The following is a 12,533-nucleotide window of genomic DNA, read 5'->3' on the forward strand; positions in this document are numbered from 1 at the left end:
TTAGCTCGCCTGACGGCAAAGGCCATACCCGACATAGGTCGAGAGCCTTCACTTTGCTGGCAAGCTTTAATAAGGCGGGTCTATAGTCAGCGGACATTCAGAGGATTGCGTCATGAGCGAACACCCTGCCGATCGCCGCCGCTTCAAACGAATTGCGTTCGATGCCAAAACCGAATTGAGCCAGGGGGAATTCATCTGGCCGGTGAAGCTGATTGACCTGTCACTCAAGGGGCTGCTGATCGAGAAGCCCGAGCCGTGGCTGGGTAATCCAGACTGGCATTTCCTGGTCGATATTCATCTGACCGAGGACGTCGAGATCAAGATGGATGTGATGTTGACCCACGATGACCATGGCCAGCTTGGGTTTGAATGCAAGCACATCAGCCTGGAATCGATTGAACGCCTGCGGCGGTTGATCGAATTCAATCTGGGCGATCCCAAGGAACTGGAGCGCGAATTGGGCGCTTTGATCGAAATCTGAAGCCCAACACTGATCCAATGTGGGAGCGAGCCTGCTCGCGATAGCGGTTTAGCATTCAACGATGATGTTGACTGATAGTCCGCTATCGCCAAGCAGGCTCGCACAGGGGGCTGTGTTCTACCTGGAAATTATTCGAACAATGCGTCGAGGGCCTGTTCCAGGCGGGTCACGGCAATAATCTGCAACCCCGGCGGCGCTTCCTTGGGCGCATTGCCCTTGGGCACGATGGCGCGTTTGAAGCCGTGCTTGGCCGCTTCCTTCAGGCGTTCCTGGCCACTCGGCACCGGGCGTACTTCGCCCGACAGCCCAACCTCGCCAAACACCAGCAAATCATGCGGCAGCGGGCGGTTGCGCAAACTGGACATGACCGCCGCCATCAACGCCAGGTCGGAGGCCGTTTCCAGCACCTTCACCCCGCCGACCACGTTGAGGAACACGTCCTGGTCGTGAGTCGGAATCCCGCCGTGACGGTGCAGCACCGCCAGCAACATCGCCAGGCGATTCTGATCCAGCCCCAGCGTGACCCGGCGCGGGTTCGCCAGATGGCTGTCATCCACCAGCGCCTGGACTTCCACCAGCATCGGCCGCGTCCCTTCCCACGTCGCCATGACCACACTGCCCGGGACTTCTTCCTGGGCACGGGTGAGAAAAATCGCTGACGGGTTGGAGACTTCCTTCAGGCCCTTGTCGGTCATGCCGAACACGCCCAGTTCGTTGACGGCACCGAAACGGTTTTTCACCGCACGCAACAATCGCAAGCGCCCATCGGATTCGCCTTCGAAATACAGCACCGTATCGACCATGTGCTCCAGCACGCGCGGTCCGGCCAAGGCGCCTTCTTTTGTCACGTGGCCGACGAGGAAAATCGCGGTGCCGCTCTGCTTGGCATAACGCACCAGCAACGCCGCACTTTCCCGGACCTGCGACACGCCGCCCGGTGCCGATTGCAGCTGTTCGGTGAAGATCGTCTGGATCGAGTCGATCACCATGACCTTGGGTTTTTCGACCCGAGCGGTGGCAATGATGGTTTCGATGCAGGTTTCAGTCATCACCCGCAGCTGGTCCTGAGGCAAACCGAGACGGCGGGCGCGCATGGCCACTTGCTGCTGGGATTCTTCTCCGGTGACGTACAGCGCCGGCATGACTTTGGCGAGGTTGCACAAGGTTTGCAGGAGAATGGTCGACTTGCCGATGCCCGGATCACCGCCGATCAGCACCACCGAACCATCCACCAACCCGCCGCCCAACACCCGATCAAGCTCACTGGAGGCGGTGGAGAAGCGCGGAATCTCTTCGACGCTGACTTCGGCCAGGGTCTTGATCTGTGCCTGTTGGCCGGTCCAGCCGGTTCGACCGCTCGGTGCTGCGGCGCCGCCGCTCTCGACCATGGTTTCGGTCAGCGTGTTCCAGGCCCCGCACTCGCCGCACTGGCCGGCCCACTTGGGGAAGGTTGAGCCGCACTCGGTGCAGCCGTACATGCGCTTGGCCTTGGCCATCTGAACTCCCGGCAAAAACCGCGATGATAGCTCAGCTGACGCGGATCAGCGCGGCGCCGCTGTGCGGATTTCACCGTTGGCCAGACGTGCGGCGCTGTTGCCCAACGGATCTTCGGCATTCAGGTCGGCACCCTTGGCCTTGAGCTCATCCAGCAATTCGACTCGCTTGAACAGTCCCGCGTACATCGCGGCCGTCTGGCCAGCGCCGTTACGCTGGTCGGGGCTGCAATGGGCGGCCAACAGGGTTTTGGCGATCTGGATTTCGCCCTTGAAGATGGCGCCCATCAGGGCGGTGTTGCCGCGCTGATCCTGCGCGCAGGCATCGGCCCCGGCAGCGAGCAAACGTTCCACGGCGCCAGTCTGGCCGTGATAGGCGGCAAGTATCAGCGCGGTGTAACCCTTGCTGTCGCGAGTATCGAGGGAGTACCCGGCCTCGATGAAGGTCTCGAGCATCGGTACATCGCCACGGCGGGCGGCATCAAAGTAGTAATCCTGCAGTTGAACCTTCAGCGCGGCGGGATCTTCGGCCGGCCCTGCGAAGACGCTGAACGACACGCACGCCAGAAACAGCGATAGACAAAAACGCATGGCAAGCTCCTTGGTCTGACGGGACCTCCTCAAGAGGCCCCGCTTCTCAGGCAAACGCGATCAGTCGGCCAGCTTGGCCGCCAGTGCCTTGACCCGGCTCAGATCCCCCTTGGCCACCTTGGTCACGCCGCTCCCGTATTCCGGGTCGGCCTTATAAAGGAAGGACAGGATGATGTGCTTGCTCTCGTCATCGGTGGTGGCCAGTGAGCCGCCGAAGCTCTCGATCAAGTCCTTGCGTTCTTTCTTGCTGAACGAGCGGTACAGATCCCCGGCCTGCTTGAAGTTCTGCTCTCGCTGGATTTTCGCTTGCTGCGTGCTGCCCGACAGGACCGACTGGCTGTAACGCGCGGTTTGCGGCTCGTCACGCGGCAGCAAACGGCTCGGCTGATAATTCACACCGCTGCTGCTGTGGCCGATGTTCATCGCGCCATCCTGGTTACCGTTGTTCACGGCGATCTTGGGTGCATTGATCGGCAATTGCAGTGCATTGGCGCCCAGGCGATACAGTTGAGTATCGGCATAAGAGAACACCCGCCCCTGTAATAAGCGATCTTCGGAAGGCTCGATACCTGGAACAAGATTGGCCGGTGCCATGGCAACTTGTTCCGTTTCCTGGAAGACATTTGCCGGGTTACGGTTCAACACCATTTGTCCAACTTTTCGCTCAGGAACTCCGGGCCAGATTTTGGTGGCGTCCAATGGATCGAAATCAAACTTGTACAAATCTTGAGGATTTAATACCTGGACGTACAAGTCCCATTTCGGAAACTTACCCTTGTTAATATGAGACACCAAATCATTAGTCATATGACTGTAGTCTTGCCCTTGAACGTTGGTCACTGCTTTTGGATCGAGATTATTAATACCCTGCAGACTTTTCCAGTGAAACTTCACGTAATGAACTTCACCCTTGGCATTAACCAACTTGTAAGCGTGAACACCGTTACCGTCCATTTCCCGATAACTGGCCGGTGTACCGGCATTGGAATATAACTCCGTCAGGGTGCGAGTGGCCTCTGGCACATGAGAGAAGAAATCGAAGCGGCGGGCATCATCGTCCAGATTGGTACGCGGGTCCGGCTTGAAGGCGTGGACCATGTCCGGGAATTTGATGGCATCACGAATGAAAAAGGTCGGGAAATTGTTGCCGACCAGGTCCCAGTTGCCGTCCGCCGTGTAGAACTTGGTAGCAAAGCCACGGGGATCACGCAGGGTTTCTGGCGAATGGTTGCCATGGACGACCGCCGAGAAACGCACAAACACCGGGGTGCTTTGACCGCCAGAGAACACCTTGGCTTTGGTCAGGTCACTCAGGTCGTCCGTTACCGTGAAGGTGCCGTGGGCTCCGGTGCCGCGGGCATGCACGACGCGCTCGGGAATTCGTTCGCGGTCAAAGCGTTGGAGTTTCTGGATCAACTGCACGTCCTGAAGCAGCACCGGGCCGTTGGCACCGGCGGTTTGCGAATTCTGGTTGTCGCCGACGGCAGCACCGTTATCGCGGGTCAGGGTCGCAGCGTGGACGGAGAAGGACAGCAGGCTGGCGGTTAACACGCCAAGGGTACGCCGATGGGGAAAAGCCCCGAGGCCAATGGTCGAAGTCATATCAGGTTCCTCTGTTTTCAAGGCGCACTCCAAGTGCGCTACCCAGAGGCTAGAGGCCCTGGCCGCAGAACATAAATAGAAAGAACGCAATGCGATGATTCAGAAAATTGTGTGGCCAATCAGCTTGTTAGCGCGTAGTTCCCGCGCGATTGGTGGCACTTTGAAAACTAAATGCCTGCAAATGTGTCGATAAACACGGGCATTGTAAGAAGGCGTTTCGAGCATGAGCGGATTTGCTGATTTACACTGCGTTCACCAACCTCATCTGTAACAAGGAAATAACCTATGGGCGTGATAAGTGAGTTCAAGGCCTTCGCGGTCAAAGGTAATGTGGTCGACATGGCCGTCGGTATCATCATTGGCGCTGCATTCGGCAAGATCGTTTCATCGTTTGTCGGCGACGTGGTAATGCCGCCAATCGGCCTGTTGATCGGTGGGGTGGACTTCAGTGACCTGGCCGTTACCCTCAAGGCAGCCAACGGCGATATCCCGGCGGTGGTGCTGGCTTACGGCAAGTTCATCCAGAGCCTAATCGACTTCATCATCGTCGCTTTTGCGATCTTCATGGGCGTCAAAGCCATCAACCGTCTGAAACGCGAAGAGGCCGTCGCGCCAACCTTGCCGCCGGTTCCAACCAAGGAAGAAGAGCTGTTGAGCGAGATCCGTGACCTGCTCAAAGCCCAGAACAATCAGCCCTGAAGGCTGGTTGCATGCAGAAAAACGGCGCCTGCAGGGCGCCGCTTTTTTTACCAGAAGTTTTCCACCGCCACCTGGCCGGGTCGTCGACTGAGGCTCAGGTGCATGTCGCGCTGTTTGAGCAGCTTGCGTGTGTCATCGATCATCTGTGGATTGCCGCAGAGCATGACCCGCGAGTGCTCGGGCGTAAGCTCTACGCCTGCCACACGCTCCAGTTCGCCATTTTCGATCAGCGTGGTGATTCGCCCGTTCAGGGCGCCGGGGTGCTGTTCACGCGTGACGGTCGCAATGAACTGCAACTTGTGCGCGTATTCCGCCAGATAGTCGCGTTGCGTCAGCCCTGCGATCAGCTCCTGATAAGCCAGCTCGCGGGCCTCACGTACGCTGTAGACGAGGATGATCCGCTCGAATTTCTCCCACACCTCGAAGTCCTGCAGGATCGACAAAAACGGCGCCACGCCCGTGCCTGTGGATAACAACCAGAGATCACGGCCATCGACGAAACGATCCAGCGTCAGGTAACCAAAGGCCTGGCGATCGACCAGCAGCGTATCGCCGACCTCCAGCCGACTCAGTTCACTGGTGAATTCTCCGCCGGGTACAACGATGGAAAAGAACTCAAGGAATTCGTCATAGGGCGAAGAGACCATTGAATAGGCGCGCCACACGGTGCTGCCGTCGGCTTTCGTCACGCCCAGCCGGGCGAATTGCCCCGCCCGAAAACGAAAGCCAGGGTCTCTGGTGGCCCGCAACGTGAATAGGTTGGGGGTCAATGGCTGAACATCAGTCAGGGTCTGGCGAGTGAATTTTTCTGCACTGGCAGTCATGAGGTGCTCCATTCAACAGATGACCCAGTGTCCCGCAAAGCGAGCGCTGGAAACACCGGTGATTTGTAGTGGCTTTAGATAAAAGGCCATTATTTCGCCTGCACTCTCCGCATTTTAAAATGACTACTAACCAGTAACTACATAACTAAATTGTAATGGTTGAAGGATGAACCCCATATAACTTCGCCTTTGCGGGCTAAGAACCAGTTATGTATTTTCCGGACTTTTCAAGAGCAAAAAAATTGCAGCGTATGTGTAGGAATGGTCCTACACTCGGAGCGTGCTGGATTTCGGATCCAATGTGCACCCCCTGAGAAACCCACATGGAGTTCAACCGATGGAAATGTGGAAGGATTCACAATTAAGGCAGATATCGAACGCACGGAATGTTGAGTCTGCATACGGGATGTCACTTAATCTCGTTCAAGATCTTGGCTTTAAATTCTGTGCCTTTTCAATAACCTCACATTCGCGAGGACCGCACTTCGAGAGGGTAAATCTCAACAATTACCCAAGCGAGTGGAACGTGAAATATGCACAAAGTCATTTCAGCGATGAAGATCCGATACTGGCTCATTGCAAACGTTCAACGCTGCCAATTCTATGGGAAGAGAAGATCTACTCGAAAGCACCAGGACTGTGGCAAGCACAAAAAAAACTGGGTTTGCAGCATGGCTGGTCACAATCGTTTCACGACGACAAAGGGCTCTGCAGCATGTTGAGCCTGGCCAGAAGCGACAGCCCCATCACGCCCTATGAGCTATATGAAAACCTGGGCTATGCGATGTTTATCAGCCAACAACTGCATGGACTTGTCGCTCAAAATCTGCCTTCGCGCATACCCCATTCGTGCCCTGTTTTGTCGACACGCGAACTCGAGATATTGAAGCTGTCAGCCGACGGAAAGACGGCATACGAAATATCCAGGATCCTGTACCTCTCTGAACGCACCGTAAATTTCCACATACACAATGCGATTCAGAAACTGGGCGTCAACAACAAGATCGCGGCGGTCATCGCGGCAGCCAGGGCCTGCATGATCTGAGCAGTACGTCCGAATAAACGAAGGGGAAAAACCCGCGAGTATTCCGAAAGAAAAAAACGTACCATTTGCGGCTCCTCCAGAGTGATGACGAGTGAAACATCACGTCGTAGTCCACTCGGACGGCCCCGCCCGCTACAACGCTTCAGGCAGCGGGACACCACACCTGTTGACTACCCAGAGCCCCCAGCCTCATGCCCCTGCTCGAAACGCCCTTCGCCCAACTCGATCTGATCCGTCAGCCAGAACAACAGAACGAACCGCTGCAAGCTTTCGATGCAGCAGACGAATACCTGCTCAATCATCTGTCCGAGCAGCAACCGGCCGCGGACACCCGAGTGCTGGTGCTCAACGATAGCTTCGGCGCATTGGCCGCGAGCCTGGCAGGAAAAGTATTCGTGACCAGCAGCGGCGACTCGTTCCTGGCTTTTCAGGGTCTGGAAAAAAACCTGATCCGCAACGGCCAGGCCTTCGACACCGTACCCATCGTACCGGCCAACGAAAAATTTACAGGCCCGTTCGACCGTGTGTTGATCCGCGTGCCGAAAACCCTGGCCTTGCTGGAAGAGCAACTGATTCGCCTGCAAAACCACTTGGCCCCGGGCGCCCAGGTGATTGCAGCAGCCATGGTCAAGCATCTGCCTCGCGCGGCGGGTGATCTGCTGGAGCGCTACATCGGCCCGGTACAAGCCTCATTGGCAGTGAAGAAAGCCCGGCTGCTGATTGCAACACCTGAAGCCAAATCCCCGGCCGTGTCCCCCTACCCTTCACGCTATCAACTCGACACACCGGCGATCGAGCTGCTGAACCACGCCAATGTGTTCTGCCGCGAGGGGCTGGACATCGGTACACGAGCCTTTCTCCCACATTTGCCCAACAACCTCGGCACAGCGCGAGTCGCCGACCTTGGTTGTGGAAATGGCGTACTGGCAATCGCCAGCGCTCTGCAAAACCCTGAGGCCCGGTACACGCTGGTGGACGAGTCGTTCATGGCGGTGCAATCGGCCAGCGAAAACTGGCGCGCTGCGCTGGGTGACCGTGAGGTGATCGTGCGTGCGGACGACGGCCTGGCTGGGCAAGAGCCGCAATCGCTGGACGTGGTGCTGTGCAATCCGCCGTTTCACCAGCAACAGGTCGTTGGCGACTTTCTCGCTTGGCGGATGTTCCAGCAGGCGCGCGAAGCCCTGGTGGTTGGCGGTGCGCTGTACATCGTCGGCAACCGTCACCTGGGTTACCACAGCAAGCTCGCACGGCTGTTCCGCGGTGTTGAACAAGTAGCGGCTACACCGAAATTCGTCATTCTCAAAGCCCGCAAATAATCGCACGTAAAAAAAACCCTCCGTGACAGGAGGGTTTGAATCCGTGCCGCAAGGCAACGGGATGGGAATGTCGAGTGTCTCAGTGCGTGGACAGACCTGCGGCGTTCATGAACATGCGCATCAGGCTGGCCACGATAAACAAGGCCCCCACGCTTGCGACCCAGATCAAGGCCAACCAACCCAGGCGCTGCCAAAGCGGTTTCTTCTCTGCTTCCTTGATTTCCTCAAGGGAATGTTTGCCAGCCATCATCGTGACCTCCTCTGAAACGGCGCAGGAATCGGCCCTGCGCCGTTGTCGTGTGCGCTAGTGATAACCGTCTTCGTGGGTCACCTTGCCGCGGAACACGTAGTAGCTCCAGAAGGTATAACCCAAGATGAACGGGATGATGAACAGCGTACCGACCAGCATGAAGCCTTGGCTTTGCGGCGGTGCAGCGGCTTCCCAGATCGAGATCGACGGCGGCACGATGTTGGGCCACAGGCTGATGCCCAGACCGCTGTAGCCAAGGAAGATCAGCACAAGGGTCAGCAGGAACGGCGTGTAATTCGCATTGCGGGCCACCGCGCGAATCAGACCGTACATGGTCACCAACACCAGAATCGGCACCGGCAGGAACCAGAAAAGATTCGGCAGCGTGAACCAGCGAGCGGCGATTTCAGCGTGAGTCAGCGGGGTCCAGATACTGACGATACCGATCACCGCCAACACCACGAATGCCAATGGCCGTGCCAGATCGTGCATCTGCTCCTGCAACTTGCCTTCGGTCTTCATAATCAGCCAGGTGCAACCCAGCAACGCATAAGCCACCACCAACGCGAGGCCGCAGAACAGGGTGAACGGTGTCAGCCAGTCCAGTGAACCACCGGCGAACTGGCGATTGACCACTGGCAGCCCATCGATGAATGCACCCAGCGCCACCCCCTGAAAGAAGGTTGCAGCAATCGAACCACCGATAAACGCCTTGTCCCACAGGTGACGCTTGTCGTCCTTGGCCTTGAAGCGAAACTCGAACGCCACGCCACGAAAAATCAGCCCGATCAGCATGAAAATCAGCGGCAGGTACAGCGCCGAGAGCACCACCGAATAGGCCAGCGGAAACGCGCCGAACAACGCCGCGCCGCCCAATACCAGCCAGGTTTCGTTGCCGTCCCAGACCGGGGCGACGGTGTTCATCATTACGTCACGGTCGGTCTTGCCCGGGATGAACGGGAAGAGAATCCCGATCCCCAGGTCGAAGCCATCCATGACCACGTACATCATGATGCCGAAGATGATGATCACGGCCCAGATCAGCGGAAGATCAATACCCATGACTCAAATCTCCTTGGTCAGGCTGGGGCTGCTATCAGCGTCGGCGTCATCGTCGGCGGCGGACAGCGGACGAGCCGGCGTGCGTTTCTTGCCTGGACCACCTTCGGGCGTTTCCTTGCCTTCGTCGATCTTCGGCCCTTTGCGCACCAGGCGCATCATGTAGCCCAGACCGGCACCGAACAGCGCGAAATACACCACCACGAACAGGATCAGCGTGATGCTCATCTGCAGGAAGCTGTGATTGGAGGACGCATCTGCCGTGCGCATCAGGCCGTAGACCACCCACGGCTGACGGCCGATTTCAGTGGTGAACCAACCGGCGAGGATCGCGATCAGGCCGGACGGGCCCATCCACAACGCCAGGTAGAGGAACGGTCGCGAGGTGTACAGCTTGTCGCCTTTGCGCAGCCACAGGCTCCACAGTCCGGTGAAGATCATCAGCATGCCCAGCCCCACCATGATCCGGAACGACCAGAACACGATAGTCGAATTCGGCCGGTCTTCAGGCGGGAAGTCCTTGAGCGCCGGCACTTGCTTGTCCAGGGAGTGCGTGAGGATCAGGCTGCCAAGGTACGGAATTTCCACCGCGAATTTGGTCCGTTCTTCTTTCATGTCTGGCCAGCCGAACAAGATCAGCGGGGTTGGCTCATCGCCATGATTTTCCCAGTGACCTTCGATCGCGGCGATTTTTGCCGGCTGGTGCTTGAGTGTGTTGAGCCCGTGGAAGTCACCGATGACGGCCTGGATCGGCGCCACGATCAAGGCCATCCACATCGCCATCGAGAGCATGGTGCGGATCGCCGGATTGTCCTTGCCGCGCAGCAAGTGCCAGGCCGCCGAAGAGCCGACAAAGAAAGCGGTGGCGACGAACGCAGCCGTGGCCATGTGCATCAGGCGGTAGGGGAATGACGGGTTGAAGATCACGGCGAACCAGTCGGTGGGAATGACCTGGCCATTGATGATTTCGAAACCTTGCGGGGTCTGCATCCAGCTGTTTGAAGCAAGAATCCAGAAGGTCGAGATCAGCGTGCCGATGGCGACCATAACCGTGGCGAAGAAGTGCAGGTTGCGCCCGACCTTGTTCCAGCCGAACAGCATGACGCCAAGGAAACCGGCCTCAAGGAAGAACGCTGTCAGTACCTCGTACGTCAGCAACGGCCCGGTCACGGAACCGGCGAAATCCGAGAAGCGACTCCAGTTGGTGCCGAACTGATACGCCATGACCAACCCGGACACCACGCCCATGCCAAAGTTGACGGCAAAGATCTTCGACCAGAAATGGTACAGATCGCGGTAAGTGTCGTTGTTCGTCTTCAGCCACAGACCTTCGAGCACCGCCAGGTAACTCGCCAGGCCAATGGTGATGGCCGGGAACAGGATGTGGAACGAGATGGTGAACGCGAACTGAATTCGGGCGAGATCAAGCGCCTCCAAACCGAACATAAGTCTTCCTCTGTCAGGTAATACCGGCTGAAGGCTTGCGGCCTGCACCCACTGCCCCCACGGATATGGAGTGTGGCGAATTAGCATTCGTTCTTTTTTTACAAGCATCACAACGTAGGGAGTCTGGCCATCTGGCCGCCGGATCATTTCCACAAGGGTCTTGATCTGGATCAAGCAATGGTTGAAAGAGTAGTCCGATTTTTGACGATGGACGGTGTGGTCTTTTGACGCGTGACAGGTTGCCTCATCTCTGTGCTCATGAACTGAAACACATTCCCTGTGGGAGCGGGCTTGCTCGCGAAAGCGATCTGTCTGGCACCTTTATGGTGAATGTGTCGACGCCTTCGCGAGCAAGCCCGCTCCCACAGGGGATTTCTGTGTTTTTGGAGATCGGTATCTAGCTATCTAAATTTAACCATCCTGCAACTTCTGGTTACAGGTTGGTGATAATCTCGACCCTCCCCTCGCTCAAGAACTGCCCTCAGATGCCCAGCCACGCGCCCTTGCTGCTACGTCATCACCGCCCTTTTATCGCGTTCTGGCTGGCTCGGGTGTTTACCGCCAGTGGTTTTCAGATGCTCACCGTGGCTATCGGCTGGAATCTGTATCAACTGACCGGCAATGTGCTGGACCTGGGCTTGGTGGGGCTGGTGGAATTTGCCCCGCGGGTGCTGTTCATGCTGCATACCGGACATGTCGCGGACCGCTATGACCGGCGCAAGGTTGCGGCGATCTGTCAGTCCCTGCAGGCGTTGATCGCTCTTTCACTGGCCATTGGCAGCGCGACCGACCATGTCACCCGGGAAATGATCTTCATCCTCGCGTTCCTGCTGGGTGCTGCGCGCTCTTTCGAGATGCCGACCACCCAAGCCTTGCTACCGAGCATCGTGCCCAGCGCGCTGTTTCCCCGCGCAGTCGCCGCCGCGCAGTCGGCCCAGCAATCGGCCACCATCGTCGCCCCGGCCCTGGGCGGTTTGCTCTATGCCTTCGGTAGTGTCTGGGTGTATGGCCCGACGGTGATCCTCTACATCATTGCCTGCCTGTTGATGCTCAATCTGCCCGCCCGACAAACGCCGCTGAACAAGGGCAAAGCGACCCTGGACTCGTTGCTCGCGGGCATCCGCTTCATTCGCAGCCGCTCGGACATTCTCGGGGCGATCTCCCTGGATCTGTTCGCGGTATTGCTCGGCGGTGCGACAGCGTTGCTGCCGGTGTTCGCCAAGGACATCCTGTTGACCGGCCCATGGGGCTTGGGCCTGTTGCGTTCCGCCCCGGCAGTCGGTGCGCTGTTGATGTCGCTGTACCTGGCGCGATTTGCCGTGGAGCGCAAAGTCGGGCGGGTGATGTTCACCGCCGTCGGTGTGTTCGGCGTCGCGACCATCGCGTTTGGCCTCTCGACTTCGTTCTGGTTTTCCCTGGCCGTGCTGGTGGTGTTGGGCGCGGCGGACATGATCAGCATGGTGATCCGCGCCTCCTTCGTGCAATTGGAAACCCCGGACGAAATGCGCGGCAGGGTCAGCGCCGTCAACGGTCTGTTTATCGGCGCGTCGAACCAGCTGGGCGAGTTTGAATCCGGCCTCACCGCCCATTGGTTCGGCACCGTGCCGGCGGTGGTCATGGGCGGTATTGGCACATTGGTGGTGACCGGGGCGTGGATCAAACTGTTCCCGACCCTGGCCAACCGCGACCGCATGCATGTACCGGTGGAAGAAGTGAAGGTCTGAGTC

At 57.8% G+C, this 12,533-nt stretch carries 12 protein-coding genes; 5 read left to right on the plus strand and 7 right to left on the minus strand.

The window, feature by feature from the left end; all coding sequences use genetic code 11:
• Positions 1-112 precede the first annotated feature (112 nt).
• Positions 113-481: a PilZ domain-containing protein gene (locus ACA053_RS25195; RefSeq protein WP_497313826.1), complete on the plus strand. Its 369-nt coding sequence runs from the start codon at positions 113-115 to the stop codon at positions 479-481.
• 128 nt (positions 482-609) lie between these two features.
• Here ACA053_RS25195 and radA read toward each other — a convergent pair whose 3' ends face one another.
• The 3 genes from radA to katB are packed head-to-tail and all read right to left on the minus strand — an operon-like array spanning position 610 to position 4,167.
• The gene (gene radA / locus ACA053_RS25200) at positions 610-1,977 is read right to left on the minus strand and encodes a DNA repair protein RadA (RefSeq protein WP_010467488.1); all 1,368 of its coding nucleotides are present in this window, start codon (positions 1,975-1,977) and stop codon (positions 610-612) included.
• A 45-nt stretch (positions 1,978-2,022) separates the two neighbouring features.
• On the minus strand, positions 2,023-2,565 hold the full coding sequence (locus ACA053_RS25205) for an ankyrin repeat domain-containing protein (protein WP_497393944.1): 543 nt from the start codon (positions 2,563-2,565) through the stop codon (positions 2,023-2,025).
• A gap of 60 nt (positions 2,566-2,625) precedes the next feature.
• Positions 2,626-4,167 (minus strand): catalase KatB, encoded by a 1,542-nt coding sequence (katB, locus tag ACA053_RS25210; RefSeq protein ID WP_497393945.1) that lies wholly within the window; start codon positions 4,165-4,167, stop codon positions 2,626-2,628.
• Positions 4,168-4,452: 285 nt separating this feature from the next.
• Here katB and mscL point away from each other — a divergent pair, with 285 nt between their 5' ends.
• The gene (mscL, locus tag ACA053_RS25215; protein WP_010467482.1) at positions 4,453-4,866 is read left to right on the plus strand and encodes a large-conductance mechanosensitive channel protein MscL; all 414 of its coding nucleotides are present in this window, start codon (positions 4,453-4,455) and stop codon (positions 4,864-4,866) included.
• A 47-nt stretch (positions 4,867-4,913) separates the two neighbouring features.
• On the opposite strand, the gene ACA053_RS25220 is transcribed toward mscL, so the two are convergent.
• Positions 4,914-5,690 (minus strand): ferredoxin--NADP reductase, encoded by a 777-nt coding sequence (locus tag ACA053_RS25220; protein ID WP_497393946.1) that lies wholly within the window; start codon positions 5,688-5,690, stop codon positions 4,914-4,916.
• A 337-nt stretch (positions 5,691-6,027) separates the two neighbouring features.
• Between ACA053_RS25220 and ACA053_RS25225 the strand changes: the two genes are divergently transcribed.
• Together ACA053_RS25225 and ACA053_RS25230 are read left to right on the plus strand one after the other, a co-directional pair.
• Positions 6,028-6,735 (plus strand): LuxR family transcriptional regulator, encoded by a 708-nt coding sequence (locus ACA053_RS25225; protein WP_109635016.1) that lies wholly within the window; start codon positions 6,028-6,030, stop codon positions 6,733-6,735.
• Positions 6,736-6,926: 191 nt separating this feature from the next.
• On the plus strand, positions 6,927-8,051 hold the full coding sequence (locus ACA053_RS25230) for a methyltransferase (RefSeq protein WP_497393948.1): 1,125 nt from the start codon (positions 6,927-6,929) through the stop codon (positions 8,049-8,051).
• A 79-nt stretch (positions 8,052-8,130) separates the two neighbouring features.
• On the opposite strand, the gene ACA053_RS25235 is transcribed toward ACA053_RS25230, so the two are convergent.
• The 3 genes from ACA053_RS25235 to ACA053_RS25245 are packed head-to-tail and all read right to left on the minus strand — an operon-like array spanning position 8,131 to position 10,806.
• The gene (locus tag ACA053_RS25235; RefSeq protein WP_497396243.1) at positions 8,131-8,298 is read right to left on the minus strand and encodes a DUF2474 domain-containing protein; all 168 of its coding nucleotides are present in this window, start codon (positions 8,296-8,298) and stop codon (positions 8,131-8,133) included.
• Positions 8,299-8,355: 57 nt separating this feature from the next.
• Positions 8,356-9,363 (minus strand): cytochrome d ubiquinol oxidase subunit II, encoded by a 1,008-nt coding sequence (gene cydB, locus ACA053_RS25240; RefSeq protein WP_497393949.1) that lies wholly within the window; start codon positions 9,361-9,363, stop codon positions 8,356-8,358.
• A gap of 3 nt (positions 9,364-9,366) precedes the next feature.
• Complete coding sequence (locus ACA053_RS25245) at positions 9,367-10,806, minus strand: cytochrome ubiquinol oxidase subunit I (RefSeq protein ID WP_497393950.1); 1,440 nt, start codon at positions 10,804-10,806, stop codon at positions 9,367-9,369.
• 485 nt (positions 10,807-11,291) lie between these two features.
• On the opposite strand from ACA053_RS25245, the gene ACA053_RS25250 reads away from it, so the two are divergent.
• Entirely contained in the window at positions 11,292-12,530 is a 1,239-nt protein-coding gene (locus tag ACA053_RS25250) for an MFS transporter (RefSeq protein WP_497393951.1), read from the plus strand.
• Positions 12,531-12,533 lie beyond the last annotated feature (3 nt).

Source organism: Pseudomonas sp. LBUM1672, assembly GCF_059695655.1.

Bases quoted from the DNA above. Each gene is read 5' to 3' on its own strand.
- ACA053_RS25195 (WP_497313826.1), top strand. From the start codon at position 113: ATGAGCGAACACCCTGCCGATCGCCGCCGCTTCAAACGAATTGCGTTC.
- ACA053_RS25220 (WP_497393946.1), bottom strand. From the start codon at position 5,690: ATGACTGCCAGTGCAGAAAAATTCACTCGCCAGACCCTGACTGATGTT.
- ACA053_RS25230 (WP_497393948.1), top strand. From the start codon at position 6,927: ATGCCCCTGCTCGAAACGCCCTTCGCCCAACTCGATCTGATCCGTCAG.
- radA (WP_010467488.1), bottom strand. From the start codon at position 1,977: ATGGCCAAGGCCAAGCGCATGTACGGCTGCACCGAGTGCGGCTCAACC.
- cydB (WP_497393949.1), bottom strand. From the start codon at position 9,363: ATGGGTATTGATCTTCCGCTGATCTGGGCCGTGATCATCATCTTCGGC.
- ACA053_RS25245 (WP_497393950.1), bottom strand. From the start codon at position 10,806: ATGTTCGGTTTGGAGGCGCTTGATCTCGCCCGAATTCAGTTCGCGTTC.
- ACA053_RS25225 (WP_109635016.1), top strand. From the start codon at position 6,028: ATGGAAATGTGGAAGGATTCACAATTAAGGCAGATATCGAACGCACGG.
- ACA053_RS25250 (WP_497393951.1), top strand. From the start codon at position 11,292: ATGCCCAGCCACGCGCCCTTGCTGCTACGTCATCACCGCCCTTTTATC.
- ACA053_RS25235 (WP_497396243.1), bottom strand. From the start codon at position 8,298: ATGGCTGGCAAACATTCCCTTGAGGAAATCAAGGAAGCAGAGAAGAAA.
- ACA053_RS25205 (WP_497393944.1), bottom strand. From the start codon at position 2,565: ATGCGTTTTTGTCTATCGCTGTTTCTGGCGTGCGTGTCGTTCAGCGTC.
- mscL (WP_010467482.1), top strand. From the start codon at position 4,453: ATGGGCGTGATAAGTGAGTTCAAGGCCTTCGCGGTCAAAGGTAATGTG.
- katB (WP_497393945.1), bottom strand. From the start codon at position 4,167: ATGACTTCGACCATTGGCCTCGGGGCTTTTCCCCATCGGCGTACCCTT.